At 65.5% G+C, this 18,283-nt stretch carries 16 protein-coding genes; 14 read left to right on the top strand and 2 right to left on the bottom strand.

From position 1 onward, the window contains the following. Window positions 1-147: 147 nt before the first annotated feature. Together ISX93_RS13395 and ISX93_RS13390 are read right to left on the bottom strand one after the other, a co-directional pair. Window positions 148-681 (bottom strand): NUDIX hydrolase, encoded by a 534-nt coding sequence (locus ISX93_RS13395; RefSeq protein WP_195779231.1) that lies wholly within the window; start codon window positions 679-681, stop codon window positions 148-150. A 3-nt stretch (window positions 682-684) separates the two neighbouring features. Beyond that, a complete protein-coding gene (locus ISX93_RS13390; protein ID WP_195779230.1) occupies window positions 685-1,737 on the bottom strand; it encodes a DUF2333 family protein in 1,053 nt (350 codons plus the stop codon). A gap of 224 nt (window positions 1,738-1,961) precedes the next feature. On the opposite strand from ISX93_RS13390, the gene ISX93_RS13385 reads away from it, so the two are divergent. The 14 genes from ISX93_RS13385 (at window position 1,962) to ISX93_RS13320 (ending at window position 18,265) form a co-directional block, all read left to right on the top strand. Then, the gene (locus ISX93_RS13385; protein WP_195779229.1) at window positions 1,962-3,755 is read left to right on the top strand and encodes a protein-disulfide reductase DsbD; all 1,794 of its coding nucleotides are present in this window, start codon (window positions 1,962-1,964) and stop codon (window positions 3,753-3,755) included. 107 nt (window positions 3,756-3,862) lie between these two features. Then, window positions 3,863-4,312 carry a type II 3-dehydroquinate dehydratase gene (aroQ, locus tag ISX93_RS13380; protein WP_195779228.1) on the top strand — a complete coding sequence of 150 codons (450 nt, stop codon included), beginning with the start codon at window positions 3,863-3,865 and terminating at the stop codon, window positions 4,310-4,312. A gap of 46 nt (window positions 4,313-4,358) precedes the next feature. After that, window positions 4,359-4,814, top strand: a complete 456-nt coding sequence (gene accB, locus ISX93_RS13375; RefSeq protein WP_195779227.1) for an acetyl-CoA carboxylase biotin carboxyl carrier protein — start codon at window positions 4,359-4,361, stop codon at window positions 4,812-4,814. Between the two features lie 17 nt (window positions 4,815-4,831). After that, on the top strand, window positions 4,832-6,181 hold the full coding sequence (gene accC, locus ISX93_RS13370; protein ID WP_195779226.1) for an acetyl-CoA carboxylase biotin carboxylase subunit: 1,350 nt from the start codon (window positions 4,832-4,834) through the stop codon (window positions 6,179-6,181). Window positions 6,182-6,322: 141 nt separating this feature from the next. After that, window positions 6,323-7,219, top strand: coding sequence for a 50S ribosomal protein L11 methyltransferase (prmA, locus tag ISX93_RS13365; RefSeq protein ID WP_195779225.1), 897 nt, complete (start codon window positions 6,323-6,325; stop codon window positions 7,217-7,219). Window positions 7,220-7,410: 191 nt separating this feature from the next. Beyond that, window positions 7,411-8,613: a DUF3426 domain-containing protein gene (locus ISX93_RS13360; RefSeq protein WP_195779224.1), complete on the top strand. Its 1,203-nt coding sequence runs from the start codon at window positions 7,411-7,413 to the stop codon at window positions 8,611-8,613. A 188-nt stretch (window positions 8,614-8,801) separates the two neighbouring features. Continuing rightward, window positions 8,802-9,770 (top strand): tRNA dihydrouridine synthase DusB, encoded by a 969-nt coding sequence (gene dusB / locus ISX93_RS13355; RefSeq protein ID WP_195779223.1) that lies wholly within the window; start codon window positions 8,802-8,804, stop codon window positions 9,768-9,770. Between the two features lie 44 nt (window positions 9,771-9,814). Then, the gene (fis, locus tag ISX93_RS13350; protein WP_195779222.1) at window positions 9,815-10,129 is read left to right on the top strand and encodes a DNA-binding transcriptional regulator Fis; all 315 of its coding nucleotides are present in this window, start codon (window positions 9,815-9,817) and stop codon (window positions 10,127-10,129) included. Window positions 10,130-10,210: 81 nt separating this feature from the next. Beyond that, complete coding sequence (purH, locus tag ISX93_RS13345) at window positions 10,211-11,818, top strand: bifunctional phosphoribosylaminoimidazolecarboxamide formyltransferase/IMP cyclohydrolase (protein ID WP_195779221.1); 1,608 nt, start codon at window positions 10,211-10,213, stop codon at window positions 11,816-11,818. 217 nt (window positions 11,819-12,035) lie between these two features. Beyond that, window positions 12,036-13,322 carry a phosphoribosylamine--glycine ligase gene (gene purD, locus ISX93_RS13340; protein ID WP_195779220.1) on the top strand — a complete coding sequence of 429 codons (1,287 nt, stop codon included), beginning with the start codon at window positions 12,036-12,038 and terminating at the stop codon, window positions 13,320-13,322. Between the two features lie 105 nt (window positions 13,323-13,427). Then, window positions 13,428-16,184, top strand: coding sequence for a hybrid sensor histidine kinase/response regulator (locus ISX93_RS13335; RefSeq protein ID WP_229732200.1), 2,757 nt, complete (start codon window positions 13,428-13,430; stop codon window positions 16,182-16,184). Window positions 16,185-16,234: 50 nt separating this feature from the next. Beyond that, window positions 16,235-16,831, top strand: a complete 597-nt coding sequence (locus tag ISX93_RS13330) for a MarC family protein (RefSeq protein ID WP_195779219.1) — start codon at window positions 16,235-16,237, stop codon at window positions 16,829-16,831. Window positions 16,832-16,876: 45 nt separating this feature from the next. Continuing rightward, entirely contained in the window at window positions 16,877-17,086 is a 210-nt protein-coding gene (locus tag ISX93_RS13325; protein ID WP_195779218.1) for a hypothetical protein, read from the top strand. A gap of 231 nt (window positions 17,087-17,317) precedes the next feature. Continuing rightward, window positions 17,318-18,265 carry a lysylphosphatidylglycerol synthase transmembrane domain-containing protein gene (locus tag ISX93_RS13320; RefSeq protein WP_195779217.1) on the top strand — a complete coding sequence of 316 codons (948 nt, stop codon included), beginning with the start codon at window positions 17,318-17,320 and terminating at the stop codon, window positions 18,263-18,265. The last annotated feature ends 18 nt before the right edge of the window (window positions 18,266-18,283 follow it).

Below are 18,283 nucleotides of genomic sequence, written 5' to 3'. Positions count from 1 at the left end.
GTGCGGGCGCAGTTTAAAGGCAAAGCCGCCTGCTGCTAAGGGCCAAATTGCGCCATCAAACAGCAGATTGGCGACCCCGTTCGGCATCCTGCACAAGCTGCCCGGCAATCTTGGGCGCGACACTGTGTTCAACCCAACCAACCCATCCTACGCGCCAGCCAGATAACGCTTCAGCGCGAGCAGCGAGTCCGGGCAATAGGGCTGGGTGGCGGATTCGGCGAGAACGCTTGCGATGGGCATGAAGTGCGCCTGCAGCACCTCTTCGGGCTGCAGGCGCAAGGGCGCATCGCAGACCACGGAAAACACCCCGCACCACAGCCGGTTGTCCGGATGGGCAAAAAAGAAGCGGCCATGCTCGCGCAGCTCGACCCCGGCAATCCCCAGTTCTTCCTGCAGTTCGCGGCGCGCCGATTCGGCGTAGCTTTCCCCGGCCAGCAGCATGCCGCCGGCGGCCACATCCCAGTAGCCGGGGTAGACCGCCTTGCTCAGGGTGCGCTGGTGCACGCACAGCGCGCCGGCCGAATTGAACAGCAGCACGAAGCTGCCCCGCCCGATCAGCCCGCGCTCGCGCAGCTCGGCGCGCGGCAGGCTGCCGAGCAGCTGGTCGGCCTCGTCGACCCAGGCGATCAGCTCGGCGTCCGAGGCCGCCCGGTGCGCCGCTTCCCGCGCAGAAACCGGCATGCCTCAGCCCTGGGTCAGCAGGGTGCGCAGGTCGATGATCGCGGCATTGGCCCGGGAAATGTAGTTGGCCATCACCAGCGAGTGGTTGGCCAGCAGGCCATAGCCGCTGCCATTCAGCACCATCGGACTCCACAACGGTTCCTGCGCCGCCTCCAGCTCGCGGATGATCTGCCGCACGCTGACGGTGGCGTTCTTCTTCGCCAGCACATCGGCGAAATCCACCTCGATCGCACGCAGCAGGTGCGACAGCGCCCAGGCCTGGCCACGCGCCTCGTAGAACACATTGTCGATCTGCAGCCAGGGCGTCTCGACAATTTCTTCACTGACCACCGGCAGCTGGCCACCAGTGTTGCTGGTATCGGTATTCAGGCGCACCCGGCCGACGCTGGCCGAGAGCCGTTGTGACAGCGAGCCGAGGCGGGTGGCGACATCGCCCAGCCAGTTGTTCAGGTTGTCGGCGCGGGTATAGAACTGCGCATTAGACTGTGCCGCATCGGCCAGACGGGCCTGGTAGCGGTCCAGTGAGCGGATGCCATCGCGATATTCCGCTTCGCTGGCCGGCAGCGCCCAGCTCTTGTTGTCGAAGTTGAAGCGCGGCTCGGCCTTGGCCAGGTCGGGGTCCTCGGTGGATTGCGACTGCGAGCGGGCGAAGTCCTTGCGCAGGGCGCGGGCCATGTCGCGCACCTGTACCAGCACGCCATATTCCCAGCTCGGCATGTTGTCCAGCCACAGGCCGGGCGGCGCCACATCATTGGACAGGTAGCCGCCCTGCTTTTCCAGCAGGGTAGTGGCCACGGTCTTCAGGGTTTCCACCGTGGTGTAGCCACTGACCAACTGGCGCTGCGCCTGCTCGGCCGCCGCGCGGGCATTCTGCTGCACCGGGAAGAACTCCGGTTCCTGGCTCCAGAACCAGCCCACCAGCAGCGCCGTCAGCAGGTACAGGCAGAGCAGCACACCCAGCGCGCGCCACAGGCCACCCAGGTAGCTTTTCGCCTCGCCCATCGAGTCATCCACCGACACCCGCACATTCTCGACACGATTCTTCCAGTCCAGCATGGCCATCTCCTTCCACTAGGCAGCACTCGGGGCTGCCGCAGCAGCACCCTTGGATGAATGCACTATAACAGGCAACGCCGGCGCAGCCGTGTCGGTAAAAGCCCATGCGCACAACGCTTCGGTGGCAATCCGCGCATGGCGTAACAATCCCTTGCAGTCTTGGCCCTGCAGCCGGCGGCCAGCTTGGTTATCATGCAGGCCGCCCAGCCGCCCCGAGTACCTTCATGCGCCCCCTGTTGCTGCTGTTTTCCCTGCTGCTCAGCCTGTCTGCGAGTGCCGGCATTTTCGATCAGCGTCCGGCCACCAGTCCGGGGCTCGGTGCTGCCTTGAACAACAGCGCGGATTTCCTGCCGGTAAGCGAGGCCTTCCGGCCCAGCCTGATCGAGCGCACGGACCGCAGCCTGCGACTGCGCTTCACCAATGCCGAGGGCTATTACCTGTACCGCCAGCGCTTCGCGGCCAGCAGCGCACCGGCCGGCGTACCGCTCGGCAAACTGCAACTGCCCGCCGGCCAGCTCAAGCAGGACGAGTATTTCGGCACGGTGGAGGTCTATTACGGCATCCTCGACCTGAGCATTCCCCTCGATCCGGCGCATAGCGACCCCTTCACCCTGCTGCTGACCTACCAGGGCTGCGCCGACCAGGGCCTGTGCTATCCGCCGGAAACGACCCGCCTGCAAATCCCCGCGGCCGGCGCTGGCGCAGCGACGATCCCGGCGACGCCAGCACAACCGGCCCCCCCGGCACTGGCCTGGCATGAGCTGCTGCTGTTTTTCCTCGCCGGGCTGGGGCTGACCTTCACCCCGTGCGTGCTGCCGATGCTGCCGATCCTCTCCGGCGTGGTCCTGCGCGGCCAGGTCGGCGGCATGCGCGGCTTCAGCCTGTCGCTGGCCTACGTGCTGCCGATGGCGGCCTGTTTCGCCCTGCTGGGGGCGCTGATGGGCACTTTCGGCGCCGAACTGAACCTGCAGGCCCGCCTGCAGTCGCCGTGGGTACTGGTACCCTTTGCGATCTTCTTCGTGGCCTTTGCACTGGCCATGTTCGGCCTCTACGAATTGCGCCTGCCGCAGGCCCTGAGCGCGCCGCTCGACCGCCTGGCCGGCAAGACCCGTGGCGGCTCCCTGTGGGGGGCGGCAGTGCTCGGCATAGTGTCCAGCCTGCTGGTATCACCGTGCGTCTCCGCGCCACTGGCCGGCGCCCTGCTGTATATCAGCAGCAGTGGCGATGCCCTGGGGGGCGGCCTCAAGCTGTTCGTGCTCGGCCTGGGCATGGGCACGCCACTGGTACTGTTCGCCACCGGCGGTGGTGCCCTGCTGCCGAAAAGCGGGACCTGGATGGTCGGCGTGCGCAATGCATTCGGCGTGCTGCTGCTGGCCGTGGCCATCTGGCTGCTCGAGCGGGTCCTGCCCGGCCCGCTGAGCCTGGCGCTGTGGGGCCTGCTGGCGGCGGGCGTGGCCCTCAGCCTGGGCACCCTGGAGTTCACCCGCAAGAGCGCGCGACAAAGAATCCTGCAGCTGTTCGGTCTGCTCCTGCTGGCCTATGCCGTGGCCTGCTGGGTGGGCGCGCTGCGTGGTGCCGCCGATCCGCTGCGCCCGCTGGGGCAGGCCGGCGCGCAGCTGGCGACGAATAGCCAGCAACCCTGGACGACCCTGGCACAGCCGGAGGCCCTGGCCGCCGCCCTGCAAGACGCCCGGGCGGCGGGCCGGCCGGTGCTGCTGGATGTGTATGCGGACTGGTGCATCAGCTGCAAAGTGATTGAACGCGAGGTGCTGCCGGCGGTCGAAGTCCGCGAGCAGCTGGACGGTTTCCGCCTGCTGCGCTTCGACATGACCGCCAGCAACGCCGCACAACGCGCCCTGCTTGATCGCTACCAGCTGTTCGGCCCGCCGGCCCTCCTCCTGTTTGCCGCCGACGGGCGGGAATGGCGCGACTTGCGCAGTATCGGCGAGACCACCGCGGCGGAACTGGCTGAACGACTGCACAGCGCAACGGCGCGAGAAATCGGCAATAATCAATAAAACAAGGCAATAAAGCAGGCATCTTGACGGCTTTGTCAGATAACTGGACAGCCTCGCGGGATTTCCTGCATAGTTTTGAAAATGCCTATCTAACAAGGAAAACCGGCATGGCCACCCTACTGGTGCTGCACGGCCCGAATCTCAACCTGCTCGGCTCCCGCGAGCCGGGGGTTTATGGCGCCACCACGCTCGAAGAAATCAATCTGGACCTGGAACGCCGCGCGCGCGAGGCGGGCCACCACTTGCTCTATCTGCAGAGCAACGCCGAGTACGAACTGATCGAGCGCATTCATGCGGCGCGCGCTGAAGGCGTCGACTTCATCCTGATCAATCCGGCGGCATTTACCCATACCAGCGTGGCATTACGTGACGCATTGCTGGCAGTGAGCATCCCATTCATCGAAGTTCACCTGTCCAACGTGCACAAGCGGGAATCTTTCCGTCACCACTCCTACTTTTCCGACGTGGCGGTAGGGGTGATCTGCGGCCTCGGCGCCTGCGGCTATCGCCTGGCACTGGAAGCCGCCCTGGAACAACTTGCTGCCAAGCACGGCTAAACCAATCTGAAGATATTGACCTCAACAAGCGGGAGTCGACGCAAACATGGATATTCGTAAAGTCAAGAAACTGATCGAGCTGCTGGAAGAGTCAGGCATCGATGAGCTGGAAATTCGCGAAGGCGAAGAATCGGTACGCATCAGCCGGCATGCCAAGCAGGTCGCCGCCAGCCATCCGGTGTATGCCGCTGCGCCCGCGCCGGCTGCCGCCCTGGCGCCAGCCGCCGCCCCGGCAGTTGCCGCAGTCGCCGCTGCCCCGCAACTGAACGGACACGTGGTGCGCTCGCCAATGGTCGGCACCTTCTACCGCGCCTCCTCGCCGACCTCGGGCAACTTCGCCGAAGTCGGCCAGACCGTGAAGAAAGGCGACATCCTCTGCATCGTGGAAGCCATGAAGATGATGAACCACATCGAGGCCGAGGCCAGCGGCGTGATCGAATCCATCCTGGCGGAAAACGGCCAGCCTGTGGAATACGACCAGCCGCTGTTCACCATCGTTTGAAGCGCGGGGAGCCTGCGATGCTGAAGAAAGTCCTTATTGCCAACCGTGGCGAGATTGCCCTGCGCATCCTGCGTGCCTGCCGGGAACTGGGGATCAAGACGGTGGCCGTGCACTCGACTGCCGACCGCGACCTGATGCACCTGGGCCTGGCTGACGAATCCGTGTGCATCGGCCCGGCACCCGGCGCGCTGTCCTACCTGAACATTCCGGCGATCATCGCGGCCGCGGAAGTGACCGGTGCCAACGGCATTCACCCGGGCTACGGCTTTCTGGCCGAAAATGCCGACTTTGCCGAACAGGTAGAGAAATCCGGCTTCGCCTTCATCGGCCCGAATGCCGAGACCATTCGCCTGATGGGCGACAAGGTCTGCGCCAAGGCCGCCATGATCAAGGCCGGCGTACCCACCGTCCCCGGTTCCGACGGCCCGCTGCCGGAAGACGAAGAAACCGCGCTGGCGATTGCCCGCGAGGTTGGCTACCCGGTGATCATCAAGGCCGCCGGCGGCGGCGGCGGCCGCGGCATGCGCGTGGTCCTCAAGGAAGAAGACCTGATCAGCTCGGCCAAACTGACCCGCACCGAAGCCGAAGCGGCTTTCGGCAACGGCATGGTCTACCTGGAAAAGTTCCTGATGAACCCGCGCCACGTGGAAGTCCAGGTGCTCTCGGACGGCCAGGGCCACGCGATTCATCTCGGCGACCGCGACTGCTCGCTGCAGCGCCGGCACCAGAAGGTTCTCGAGGAGGCGCCGGCGCCGTTCATCGACCCGAAGTCCCGCGCCGAAGTGCTGAAGCGCTGCGTCGATGCCTGCATCGACATCAACTACCGCGGCGCCGGCACCTTCGAGTTCCTCTATGAGGACGGCCACTTCTACTTCATCGAGATGAACACCCGGGTGCAGGTCGAACATCCGGTCACCGAGATGGTCACCGGCATCGACATCGTCAAGGAAATGCTCAGCATCGCCTCGGGCAATCCGCTGTCGTTCACCCAGGATGACGTGGTCATCCGCGGGCACGCCCTCGAGTGCCGGATCAATGCCGAAGACCCGAAGACCTTCATGCCGTGCCCGGGCAAGGTCACACACTACCATGCGCCGGGCGGCAATGGCGTACGGGTGGACTCACACCTGTACAGCGGCTACAGCGTGCCGCCGAACTACGACTCGCTGATCGGCAAGCTGATCACCTACGGCAAGGATCGCGAAGAAGCACTGGCGCGCATGCGCAACGCCCTGGACGAAGTGGTGGTCGACGGAATCAAGACCAACATCCCGCTGCACCGTGACCTGGTGGTCGATGCCGGCTTCTGCAAGGGCGGCGTGAACATCCACTACCTGGAGAAAAAGCTGGGCATGGACAAGCACTGAGCCCGGCTTGCCGCACCCATCAAGGGCTGCCATCTGGCGGCCCTTTTTGCTCCACCCCCACCGCTCAAGTAAGCTTGCGCGCCTGGCCGGCGGCGCATGCCGCAGAATTCCCCCCGAAGTCCCACCCTACGAGGTTCCCCGATGCCCTGGTTGCAAGTTCGTCTAGCCATCACGCCGGAGCAGGCCGAAACCTACGAAGATGCCCTGCTCGATGTCGGGGCCGTTTCGGTCACCTTCATGGATGCCGAAGACCAGCCGATCTTCGAGCCGGACCTGGGCACCACCCCGCTGTGGTCGCACACCCACCTGCTCGCCCTGTTCGAAGCGGACACCGATGCCGACGCCCTGCTCGCCCACCTGCAACTGCTGTGCGGCGGCCAGCTCCCCGAGCATCAGCTGGAACTGATCGCGGACCAGGACTGGGAACGCAGCTGGATGGACAACTTCAAGCCCATGCGTTTTGGCCGGCGCCTGTGGATCGTGCCCAGCTGGCATGCCGCGCCCGACCCGGCGGCGATCAACCTGCTGCTCGACCCGGGGCTGGCCTTCGGTACCGGCACCCATCCGACCACGGCGCTGTGCCTGGAGTGGCTCGACGGCCAGCCGTTGCAGGATTGCACAGTGCTGGATTTCGGCTGCGGCTCGGGAATCCTGGCGATTGCCGCCCTGCTGCTGGGCGCGCGCCTGGCCACCGGCACCGATATCGACCCGCAGGCCCTGCAAGCCTCGCGCGACAACGCCTCGCGCAACGGCATCGAGCCGGCACGCTTCCCCCTGTACCTGCCGGCGGACCTGCCGCAGGAACAGGCCGAGGTGGTGGTCGCCAATATCCTCGCCGGACCGCTGGTAAGCCTGGCGCCGCAGATCACCAGCCTGGTCAGGCCTGGCGGACGCCTGGCGTTGTCCGGCATCCTCGCCGAGCAGGCCGAGGAAGTGCGCGATGCCTACCGCGATGCCTTCGAGCTGGATCCGACGGCCGACAAGGATGGCTGGGTGCGCATCTCCGGCACTCGTCGCCAGCCTGACAGTTTCCGTTAAACTAGTGGCCTGTGTGGCCAGTTCGATTGGTCAATGACGGCGTCCGAGGTTCTGCTACTGCGTCAGCGCTCCGCGGCATGGCCCGGCCATGGCTCCCCGCGGCGCCCTGGCCCGGCACCTCGACCGGCCAAACCTGAGTTGACCGATTAACCGCACAGGCCTCTAGCGCCTTGTTTTGCACGGATCCCCGCATGACCGACAGCTTCGTCACCCAGTGCCCGCATTGCCGTACCAGTTTTCGCGTCAGCTCCAGCCAGCTGGGCGCGGCACATGGCGCTGTTCGCTGTGGTGCCTGCCTGCATGTGTTCAATGCCCACCAGCACCTGCTGAACCAGCCCGCTGGCGCCAGCACTGCAGCCACGGCAGGCAGTGTGCCGCAACGGCCCGCCGGCAGCGTTGTCGAACGGGGAGCGAAGGTGGCGCGCCAGGATCCGCTGGACCACGTCAGGATTCACGACGACCTGGATCTCGACAGCCTGGACCTTGACAGCCTGGACCTCGATGAAGAACTGGCGCGCCTGGAGGAACTGGAACAGCAACTGGAGCAGGCCAGCTTGACGCTCGCAGCGCCCGCTGCCGTGGCAGCGCCGGAGCAAGAACACCACGCCGCACGCCACAGCGAAGAGTCAGCCCAGCCAGTTCGCAGCCAGCCCGCCGCCGTCGCACCCAGCGCAGCAGCGACGCAGAGGCGCGAACCGGCGCTTGCCGAGCCGGCTCCAGCCGAGCCCACGCCTGAGCAGACAGCGCCGGCGGAAGATGCCGAGCCGCCAGCCACCGCGGCGGCCGTCGAAGAGATCGAGCTGACCATCACCGATTCCGAGTCGCGCGCCGCCTCCACTTTTCGCCGCCAGCAGAATCTGTTCGAACTCAGCGACGACCCCCTGCATCTGGAATGGCAAGCCCCGCGCAAGCCATGGGGCCGCTGGCTGGGCTGGGGCCTGCTGAGCTTGCTCGCCGCCGGCGCGCTGCTGGGGCAGTACACGCTCTATCATTTCGACGAACTGGCCCGTCAGGACAAGTACCGCCCCTGGTTCGCAGCGGCCTGCCTGCAACTGGGCTGCACGCTGCCAACCAAGGTGGATGTCAGCCTGATCAAAAGCAGCAACCTGGTGGTCCGCAGCCACCCGGATTTCGCCGGCGCACTGGTGGTTGACGCGATCATCTACAACCGCGCCAGTTTCGCCCAACCCTTCCCGCTGCTCGAACTGCGCTTCTCCGACCTGAACAACCAGCTGCTCGCCAACCGCCGCTTCAAGCCCAGCGAGTACCTCTCCGGAGAACTCGCCGGCCAGGACGAAATGCCGCCACAGACACCGATCCACATCTCCCTGGACATCCTCGATCCGGGTCCGCAGGCAGTCAATTACAGCCTCGATTTCAAGTCGCCCGAGTAATCGCGGCGGCCCTGCTGGCAGGCACCCGACGGACAGGTCAGACGAGCCCGGGCAAGCCGGACAAATCGGCCAATTGATCATATTTTATCCAGCGCAGTCTTTATCCCGACTTGCCGAACGGGTATCATCGCCTCCCTTTTCCGCTCTCCAATTACTTCGAAACCAGGCCGAACAGGCAGGGAAGATTCATGTCGGCGGTACAGATTGGCCCTTACACACTGCCCAACCAGCTGATCCTCGCACCGATGGCGGGGGTCACCGACCAACCCTTCCGCCAGCTGTGCCGGCGCATGGGTGCGGGCATGGTGGTTTCGGAAATGCTCAGCAGCGATATGCGCCTGTGGAACAGCCGCAAGTCGCGCCTGCGCCTGGTGCATGCCGGTGACGCCGAGCCGCGCTCGGTGCAGATCGCCGGTGGCGATGCACAGATGCTCGCCGAAGCCGCCAAGGCCAATGTGGCGCTGGGTGCCCAGATCATCGACATCAACATGGGTTGCCCGGCCAAGAAAGTCTGCAACAAGGCCGCCGGCTCGGCCCTGCTGAAGGACGAGCGACTGGTCGCGGAAATTCTCCAGGCCGTGGTCGCCGCAGTGAGTGTGCCGGTCACCCTGAAAATCCGCACCGGCTGGGACCGGCAGAACCGCAATGGCCTGATCATTGCGCGGATCGCCGAAGAGTCGGGCATCCAGGCCCTGGCCGTGCACGGCCGGACCCGCAGCGACCTGTACACCGGGGAAGCCGAATACGACACCATCGCCGCCATCAAGCAGGCCATCGACATCCCGGTGTTCGCCAACGGCGACATCAGCTCGCCGGAAAAAGCCCGCGACGTGTTGCGCCACACCGGCGCCGACGGCCTGCTGATCGGTCGCGCCGCCCAGGGCCGGCCCTGGATCTTCCGCGAAATCGCGTATTTCCTGGAGCATGGCAAGCGCCTGCCGGCGCTGTGCATCAAAGAAGTGGAACGCATCCTGCTTGAGCACCTGGCCGCACTGCACGGCTTCTATGGCGAGATCATGGGCGTGCGGATCGCCCGCAAGCATGTCGGCTGGTACCTCGCGACCCTGCCGGGCGCGCGCGAATTCAAGGCGGCCTTCAACCAACTGGAAACATCCGAGGCACAAACCGCCAGCATCCGGCAGTTTTTCCTCGCCTAGAACAACCAAAAACAAAAGGTGGTCGCCTGACGACTGCCGAAAAAATGATCGACAAGAATACTTTTGATGGGGCTACACCGGTGAGCGACGATCTGGATCTGAAACAGCACATGGCAACCAGCGGCAACGAAGGCCAGACCCTGCGCGGGAGCGTGGTCAAATCGCTGCACGACTACTTTGCCAACCTGGAGGGAGCGTCCGTTTCCGACCTGTACAACCTTGTGCTGTCTGAAGTCGAGGCGCCGCTGCTGGAAAGCGTGATGAATTTCGTCAAGGGCAACCAGACCAAGGCCTCGGAAATGCTCGGCCTGAATCGAGGCACCCTGCGCAAGAAACTCAAGCAATACGACCTGCTGTAAATCCTTTCCCGGCGAACAGGGCGGCGCGGATCTGCGAGCCGCCCTTTTTGCTCTGATTCCCAAGCTCTGATGGACTTTGACATGACCGACCAGACCACCCGCAAAGCTGTCCGTCGCGCGCTGATCAGCGTTTCCGACAAGACCGGCATCCTCGAGTTCGCCCGCGAATTGACCACCCTCGGCGTGGAGATTCTCTCCACCGGCGGCACCTTCAAGCTGCTCCGGGACAACGGCGTGCCGGCAATCGAAGTGGCCGACTACACCGGCTTCGCGGAAATGATGGACGGCCGGGTGAAGACCCTGCACCCGAAAATCCACGGCGGCATCCTCGGCCGGCGCGGCATCGATGACGGCATCATGCGCGAGCACGGCATCCAGCCGATCGACCTGGTCGCGGTCAACCTCTACCCGTTCGCCGCCACCGTGGCCAAGGCGGGCTGCACCCTGCCGGACGCCATCGAGAACATCGACATCGGCGGCCCGACCATGGTCCGCAGCGCGGCGAAGAACCACAAGGACGTGGCCATCGTGGTTAACGCGAGCGACTACGGAAACGTGCTGGCCAGCCTGCAAGCCGGCGGCCTGACCTACGCCGAGCGCTTCGCCCTGATGCTCAAGGCCTTCGAGCACACCGCTGCCTACGACGGCATGATCGCCAACTACCTGGGTACCATCGACCAGACCGCCGAAACCCTGACCACCGAAGCCCGCGGCACCTTCCCGCAGACCTTCAACAGCCAGTTCATCAAGGCGCAGGAAATGCGCTACGGCGAGAACCCGCACCAGAGCGCGGCGTTCTACGTGGAAGCCCAGAAAGGCGAAGCCAGCGTGTCCACCGCCGTGCAGCTGCAGGGCAAGGAACTGTCGTTCAACAACGTGGCCGACACCGACGCCGCGCTGGAATGCGTGAAGAGCTTCGTCAAGCCGGCCTGCGTGATCGTCAAGCACGCCAATCCGTGCGGTGTCGCGGTGGCCCTGGACAGCGAAGGCGGCATTCGCCAGGCCTACGAACTGGCCTACGCCACCGACACCGAATCGGCCTTCGGCGGCATCATCGCCTTCAACCGTGAACTGGACGCTGCCACTGCTCAGGCTATCGTCGACCGGCAGTTCGTCGAAGTGATCATTGCGCCGACAGTCAGCGCCGAGGCTCGTGCCGTGGTCGCCGCCAAAGCCAACGTGCGCCTGCTCGAATGCGGCGAGTGGCCAGCCGAGCGCAGCGCGGCCTGGGACTTCAAGCGCGTCAACGGTGGTCTGCTGGTACAGAGTCGCGACATCGGCATGATCAAGGCCGAAGACCTGAAAATCGTCACTAAGCGCGCGCCAAGCGAGCAGGAAATCCATGACCTGATCTTCGCCTGGAAGGTGGCCAAGTTCGTCAAGTCCAACGCCATCGTCTACGCCAAGAACCGCCAGACCATCGGCGTCGGTGCCGGCCAGATGAGCCGCGTCAACTCCGCCCGTATCGCCGCGATCAAGGCCGAGCACGCCGGCCTGCAGGTCGCCGGCTCGGTAATGGCCTCCGACGCGTTCTTCCCGTTCCGCGATGGCCTGGACAACGCCGCCGCCAACGGCATCACCGCGGTGATCCAGCCGGGCGGCTCGATGCGCGATGCGGAAGTCATTGCGGCCGCTGATGAGGCGGGAATCGCGATGGTGTTCACCGGCATGCGCCACTTCCGTCATTGATTGGCATGGCCGCGCTGTAGCAGGCGTCTGCGTTGTTGCGGACGACTTCGCTAATGCTCATTGCCAGTCGGCAACTGCGCTTATCGAAGCCATCCGCGCCTAGCATCCACCAGCTCCATCACGGCCCGAAAGATTTGCGTCGTAGCCCGGATGAAATCCGGGAACACCCCACTCAAAAGCCCCGGATTGCATCCGGGCTACGGTCAGGAGATACCCCATGAACGTATTGATCATCGGCAGCGGCGGCCGCGAGCACGCCCTGGCCTGGAAAGTGGCGCAGGACAAGCGCGTCAAGAAGGTCTTCGTCGCCCCGGGCAACGCCGGCACCGCCACCGAAGCCAAGTGCGAGAACGTGGCCATCGACGTGCTGGCCATCGAGCAACTGGCCGACTTCGCCGAGAAGAACGTGCAGCTGACCATCGTCGGCCCGGAAGCGCCGCTGGTTGCGGGCGTGGTCGACCTGTTCCGCGCGCGCCAGCTGGACATCTTCGGCCCCACCGCCGCCGCCGCCCAGCTGGAAGGCTCCAAGGCCTTCACCAAGGACTTCCTGGCCCGGCACAAGATTCCCACCGCCGACTACCAGAACTTCACCGAAGTCGAGCCGGCGCTGGCCTACCTCAGAGAGAAAGGCGCACCGATCGTGGTCAAGGCCGACGGCCTGGCCGCTGGCAAGGGCGTGATCGTTGCCATGACCCTGGCCGAGGCCGAAGACGCCGTGCGCGACATGCTCGCCGGCAATGCCTTCGGCGAGGCGGGCTCGCGCGTGGTGATCGAGGAATTCCTCGACGGCGAAGAGGCCAGCTTCATCGTCATGGTCGACGGCGAGCACGTGCTGCCGATGGCCACCAGCCAGGACCACAAGCGCGTCGGCGACGGCGACACTGGCCCCAATACCGGCGGCATGGGCGCCTACTCGCCGGCCCCGGTGGTCACTGCCGAGGTGCACCAGCGGGTGATGGACGAAGTGATCTACCCGACCGTGCGCGGCATGGCCAGCGAAGGCAACGTCTACACCGGCTTCCTCTACGCCGGGCTGATGATCGACAAGGCCGGCAAGCCCAAGGTCATCGAGTTCAACTGCCGCTTCGGCGACCCGGAAACCCAGCCGATCATGGTGCGCTTGGAAAGCTCCCTGGTGCTGCTGGTCGAGGCCGCCCTGGCCAAGGCGCTGGACAAGGTCGAGGCCACCTGGGACCCGCGCCCGACGGTGGGCGTGGTGCTGGCGGCCGGCGGCTACCCGGGTGACTACGCCAAGGGCGAAGTGATCGAAGGCCTGGACGCCGCCGCGGCGCTGGACGGCAAGGTGTTCCATGCCGGTACCGCACTGAATGCCGCCGGCCAGGTGGTCACCGCCGGCGGCCGCGTACTCTGCGCCACCGCCATCGGCCGCACGGTCTCCGAAGCCCAGCAACAGGCCTATCGCCTGGCGGAAAAGATCCACTGGAACGGCTGCTTCTACCGCACGGACATCGGCTACCGCGCGATTGCCCGCGAGCGCGACTGACCCGTTGCGGCGTGTGCCGAGGCGCACGCCGCAGGCCCGGCGACGGTGTTCGGCAGGCTGATCGCGCGGCTATACTCGCGCATCTGACTGCGAAAGGGATTTCCAATGGTGCCGTGGCAACGGATTGTCCGCGTCATGCTCGCCGGCCTGCTGCTCGGCATGGCTGCCCCCGCGCAAGCAGCCGATGGAACTGAGAGCTGGTGGGCACTCGAAGATCCGGACGGGCAACTGCAGTTCAACGAGATTCGCAGCGCCAGTCTGGCCAGCGCCTTCCAGCCGGTCGAACGCAGCCGCGTGCGCACGGCCGGCGGCGACAGCGCCTTGTGGCTGCGCCTGCCGTTCAGCGCCGCCAGCGAACTGCAGTACCTGCAGGTAGTCGCCCCCTTTCTGTCGTCGCTGGACCTGTATGCCGTGCAGGCCGGCACCCTGCTTGCGCATTCGCACACCGGCAACCAGCTGGCGCAGGAGCAGCGCCCGGTCCCGGCGCGGGATTTCTTTCTGCCGCTGCCGCAATCCGGCCAGCCGCTGACGCTGTATCTGCGCCTTGCGTCGCCCTACACCCTGCGCCCGATGATCGCGCTTGCCCCGGCCAGCCAGCTGATCGCCAATGACCAGCGTGCCGTGCTGCTCGCCGCACTGCTCGGCGCCCTGGCCATGATGGCGCTCTACAACCTGATCCGCTTCTGCTACCAGCGCAACGCGCCCCTGCTGTGGCTGGCCCTGAGCCAGACCGCGCTGCTGCTGGGCACCATGCACCTGCTGGGCATGTTGCCGGACTGGCTGCGGCTGCTGCGCCCGCTGCAAAGCCCGCTGGGCAGCCTGATCATCCTGTTCGGCATGTTTGCCAGCGTAGGCTTTACCCGCAGCTTCCTGCGCTGGCCAGTGCCCCGCCCCTGGGCACAGCGGCTGCTCGCCGGGCTGATGCTGGCCATGGCGGCGTGCCTGCCGCTGCTGTTTGTGCTGCCGCCGCGGCAGACCACGGCCCTGCTCCTGCTGCTCGGCAGCCTGAGCTTGCCAACCCTGCTGCTGGTCTCCGTCCGGCACTGGCGGCAGGGCAACCAGCCCGCCCGCATGCTGAGCATTTCCTGGGCAATGGCCACGCTGATCAGTGCTGGCGGGGTTGGCTATTTCCTCGGCATTCCGCCCTTCTCCCTGCTGGCCCATACCGACTGGCTGCTGGGCGGAATACTGCTGTGCAGCATCCTCAACAGCCTGGCCCTGACCAATAAGCAATTGCTGCGGCTGGGCGAAAGCATTCTTTCTTCGCGCGCCCGCGCGGCCAGTCGCGCGGTGATCAAGGCCAAGACCGAGTTCCTCGCGCGGATCAGCCATGATATTCGTACCCCCATGAACGGGGTGCTGGGCATGGCCGAACTGCTGCTCGACACGCCCCTGTCCAGCCGCCAGCGCGACTACGCGCAAACCATCCGCAAGGCCGGCAATGAGCTGCTGAACCTGCTCGGCCAGATTCTCGACGTGTCCCGGCTGGAGTCCGGCATGATCGAGCTGGACAGTGATCAGTTCGACTACCCGGCGCTGGTGGATGACTGCCTGGAGATTTTCCGCAGCCAGGCACAGCAGCAGGGTATCGAACTGATCAGCCTGATCAAGCCGGACGTCCCGTCCCTGCTGCGCAGCGACCCGGCACGCATCCGCCAGATCCTGCTGAGCCTGCTCGAACATGCCTTCAAGCAGACCGCCTGCGGGGAAATCTTCCTCCTCAGCGAGATCGAGACCACCGCCTCCCGGCCGCGCCTGCGCCTGACCCTGCGCAACAACGGTCACGCACTGAGCAGCACCGAGCAGGAACAGCTGCTCGGCGCCGAGCTGCATGGCGAAGACTTCATCTCGCCAGGCCGGCTCAGCGGCCACCTGGCGCTGATCATCACCCGCCAGCTGATCCGCCTGATGGGGGGCGAATTCGGCCTGCACAGCAGCCCCGAACAGGGCAACCGCCTGTGGCTGAGCCTGCCGCTGGAAAGTGCCAGCAGCACTCCGGGCAGCGACCTCGGGGCAGAACTACTGCAGGATATCCGCGTGCTGGTGGTCGACGACAACGCCACCTGCCGCAAGGTACTCGGCGAACAGTGCAGCAGCTGGGGCATGCAGGTCAGCTTGGCGGCCTCGGGCCCGGCGGCGCTGGCGCTGCTGCGTACCCGGGCCAACCTCGGCGAGGATATCGACGTGGTACTGCTCGACCAGCGCATGCCGGGCATGCACGGCACCCAGCTGGCGGCCAGCATCAAGGCGGACCCCTACCTGAACAAGGACATCCTGATCCTCATGCTCACCGACCTCTGCGCCACGCCCAGCCAGCAGCTGACGCGCGATGCCGGGATCACCCGGGTGCTGGCCAAGCCGGTGGCCGGGCTGACCCTGCGCAGCGCCTTGAGCAGCGCCCTGAGCCAGCGCCATCCGCCCAGTGCAATACCCTTCAGGGTCAGCGCCGGCTTCCGGGTGCTGGTTGCCGAAGACAGTACGATTTCCCTCAAGGTGATCGGCGCCATGCTCGGCAAGCTGAATATCCGCCCCGACTGCGTGCCTACCGGTGCCGCGGCGCTGCTCGCCATGCAGCAACAACACTACGACCTGGTGCTGATGGACTGCGAGATGCCGGTGCTGGATGGTTTCGGCGCCACCGAACAACTGCGCGCCTGGGAGCAGCGGGAAAAGCGCCCGCGCACCCGGGTGATTGCCCTGACCGCGCACACCCTGGCCGAGCACAAGCTGCGTGCGCGCAGGGCCGGCATGGACGGCTACCTGAGCAAACCGCTGGAGCTGGCACAGCTGCGCGAACTGGTCGAGCAGGCGGATCGGGTGGAAAATCGGCAACACAAGACCCGAGAGGGCATTCCCCCTTAAACTCTGCGTAGCCAGGGCTGCTCCAGCCCTGCCAACCCGAGCCTGGCCCGATGATTTACCAACTGTCCAGCCTGTACCTGAAAATGCTGGTGCTCTACAGCCCGTTCTTCGTGCTGTCCTGCTTTATCAGCCTGACCCGCGGCTACACCGTCAAGGAACGCAAGTACCTGGCCTGGAAGGTCGCGCTCGGCTCGATGATCGCCAGCGCCCTGCTGTACCTGTTCGGCAACAGCATTTTCCTGGTGTTCGGCGTCACCATCGATGCCTTTCGCATCGGCGCCGGCAGCGTGCTGTTCATCTCCGCGCTGGCGATGGCCCAGGGCAAGCCGGCCGTGCAGCAGGAAAACCTCGACCAGGATGTCACCATCGTGCCCCTGACCATTCCGCTGACCGTCGGCCCGGGAACCATCGGTGCCCTGCTGGTGATGAGCGCCAGTGACGCCGGCTGGGATGAGCGCCTGACCACCCTCCTGGCGATCATCCTGGCCAGCCTCACCGTCGGCGTGGTGCTGTATCTGTCCAGCCTGTTCGAGCGGGTGATGGGCGACCAGGGCCTGCAGATCGTCAGCCGCCTGATGGGCCTGTTCGTCTGTGCGCTGGCCGCGCAGATCATCTTCACCGGGGTGAAGAACTACCTGAGCCTGTAACGGGCAGTCCCCGATGCCGTCCCCCTTCAATCCGAGGCCACCACCATGCAGCGCCGCCCATCCAGCAACATCCTCCTCCTCAGCCTGCTTGCCCTCGGTGGCTGCGGGGCCGGTGAAACGGCGGCAGTCGCCAGCCTGCAGGCGGAGCAGGCGAAACAGGCCCAGCAACAGATGCAGCAACTGCAACAGCAGGTCGAGCAGGCCAATGCACAAAGCACCCTGCGCCTGCAGCAGGCGACCAAGGATGTCCAATAGGCCAGCCGCCCCTGCGCTGGGTCAATTGGTCGCCAGCTGTTCTGAAATACGCTGCAACGTCAATGCAGCCCTAAGGGTTGAGACAGCGCGCGGCATCCGCGATACTCCGGCCCGGGTTACCAAAATACTTCGACAAGACAGGCCTCCAGCCCGCCCACAAGGTTCTTCCTCTTTGCCACAGCCAGCGCACTCTTCCCAACCATCCCGCCGGGCTACCCGGAGCCTCGGGCAATGATGAGCAAGCGCGACATCGCCTGGTCGATGATCGGTATCGGCGCGGTGGTGTTCTCCTGCTGGCTGCTGTACCAGGAAGTTCGCGGCATCTCGCTGGCGGAAATTGCCGGCAGCCTGCAGGCGATCAACCTGCACAGCTGGCTGCTGGCAGCCCTGGCCACCGCCGGCGCCTATACCGCACTGGCCTGGTATGACCGCATCGCCCTCGACCATCTGGGCAAGAAGATTTCCTGGTGGTTCATCACCCTCTGCTCGTTCACCACCTACGCCCTGGCGCACAACATTGGCGCCTCGGTGTTTTCCGGCGCGCTGGTGCGCTACCGCGCCTATCGCAGCAAGGGCCTGACGCCGCACGAGATCGGTGTGGTGATCCTGTTCTGCTCCTTCACCTTTGCCCTGGGCACCCTGCTGGCCGGCGGTGTGGTCCTGCTGATCAAGCCCGACCTGATCCAGCGGGTTGCCAACATCACCCCCTGGCTGTCGGTGGTCATCGGCCTTGGCCTGCTGACCCTGGTTGGCCTGTATGTGCTGGGCGCCTGGCGCCACTTCAAACCGTGGACACGGGGCAAGCTGCATATCGAATACCCGCGCCTGCGGGTGGTCGGCCGCCAGTTGCTGGCCGGCCCGCTGGAGCTGCTGTGTGCGGCCGCGATCATCTATTTCGCCCTGCCGGAAGCGGGCAACCCGGGCTACCTGACCATCCTCGGGATCTTTCTCGCCTCGTTCTCGCTGGCGCTGCTGTCGCATGCGCCGGGCGGGCTCGGCGTGCTGGAAGTGACCTTTATCGCCGCCCTGCCGGAACTGGCCACCGCCGACGTGCTGGCGGCGCTGATCGTGTTCCGCTGCCTCTACCTGCTGCTGCCGTTCGCCCTGGCGCTGGTGGTCGTCAGCACCTTCGAATACAAGCAGTGGACCTGCACCAAGGCGCCCGGCCGGCACCCCTGAGCAGCGCCCGGTGCGCGC

The sequence above is a fragment of the Pseudomonas sp. N040 genome (genome assembly GCF_015637705.1).
Taxonomy (GTDB): domain Bacteria; phylum Pseudomonadota; class Gammaproteobacteria; order Pseudomonadales; family Pseudomonadaceae; genus Aquipseudomonas.
Note: the sequence above shows the minus strand (reverse complement) of the source record. Positions and strands in the feature narration are given on the sequence as shown.

Bases quoted from the DNA above. Each gene is read 5' to 3' on its own strand.
- aroQ (WP_195779228.1), top strand. From the start codon at position 3,863: ATGGCCACCCTACTGGTGCTGCACGGCCCGAATCTCAACCTGCTCGGC.
- ISX93_RS13395 (WP_195779231.1), bottom strand. From the start codon at position 681: ATGCCGGTTTCTGCGCGGGAAGCGGCGCACCGGGCGGCCTCGGACGCC.
- purD (WP_195779220.1), top strand. From the start codon at position 12,036: ATGAACGTATTGATCATCGGCAGCGGCGGCCGCGAGCACGCCCTGGCC.
- accC (WP_195779226.1), top strand. From the start codon at position 4,832: ATGCTGAAGAAAGTCCTTATTGCCAACCGTGGCGAGATTGCCCTGCGC.
- ISX93_RS13325 (WP_195779218.1), top strand. From the start codon at position 16,877: ATGCAGCGCCGCCCATCCAGCAACATCCTCCTCCTCAGCCTGCTTGCC.
- ISX93_RS13360 (WP_195779224.1), top strand. From the start codon at position 7,411: ATGACCGACAGCTTCGTCACCCAGTGCCCGCATTGCCGTACCAGTTTT.
- fis (WP_195779222.1), top strand. From the start codon at position 9,815: ATGATCGACAAGAATACTTTTGATGGGGCTACACCGGTGAGCGACGAT.
- ISX93_RS13390 (WP_195779230.1), bottom strand. From the start codon at position 1,737: ATGCTGGACTGGAAGAATCGTGTCGAGAATGTGCGGGTGTCGGTGGAT.
- ISX93_RS13385 (WP_195779229.1), top strand. From the start codon at position 1,962: ATGCGCCCCCTGTTGCTGCTGTTTTCCCTGCTGCTCAGCCTGTCTGCG.
- accB (WP_195779227.1), top strand. From the start codon at position 4,359: ATGGATATTCGTAAAGTCAAGAAACTGATCGAGCTGCTGGAAGAGTCA.
- prmA (WP_195779225.1), top strand. From the start codon at position 6,323: ATGCCCTGGTTGCAAGTTCGTCTAGCCATCACGCCGGAGCAGGCCGAA.
- ISX93_RS13320 (WP_195779217.1), top strand. From the start codon at position 17,318: ATGATGAGCAAGCGCGACATCGCCTGGTCGATGATCGGTATCGGCGCG.
- purH (WP_195779221.1), top strand. From the start codon at position 10,211: ATGACCGACCAGACCACCCGCAAAGCTGTCCGTCGCGCGCTGATCAGC.
- ISX93_RS13330 (WP_195779219.1), top strand. From the start codon at position 16,235: ATGATTTACCAACTGTCCAGCCTGTACCTGAAAATGCTGGTGCTCTAC.
- ISX93_RS13335 (WP_229732200.1), top strand. From the start codon at position 13,428: ATGGTGCCGTGGCAACGGATTGTCCGCGTCATGCTCGCCGGCCTGCTG.
- dusB (WP_195779223.1), top strand. From the start codon at position 8,802: ATGTCGGCGGTACAGATTGGCCCTTACACACTGCCCAACCAGCTGATC.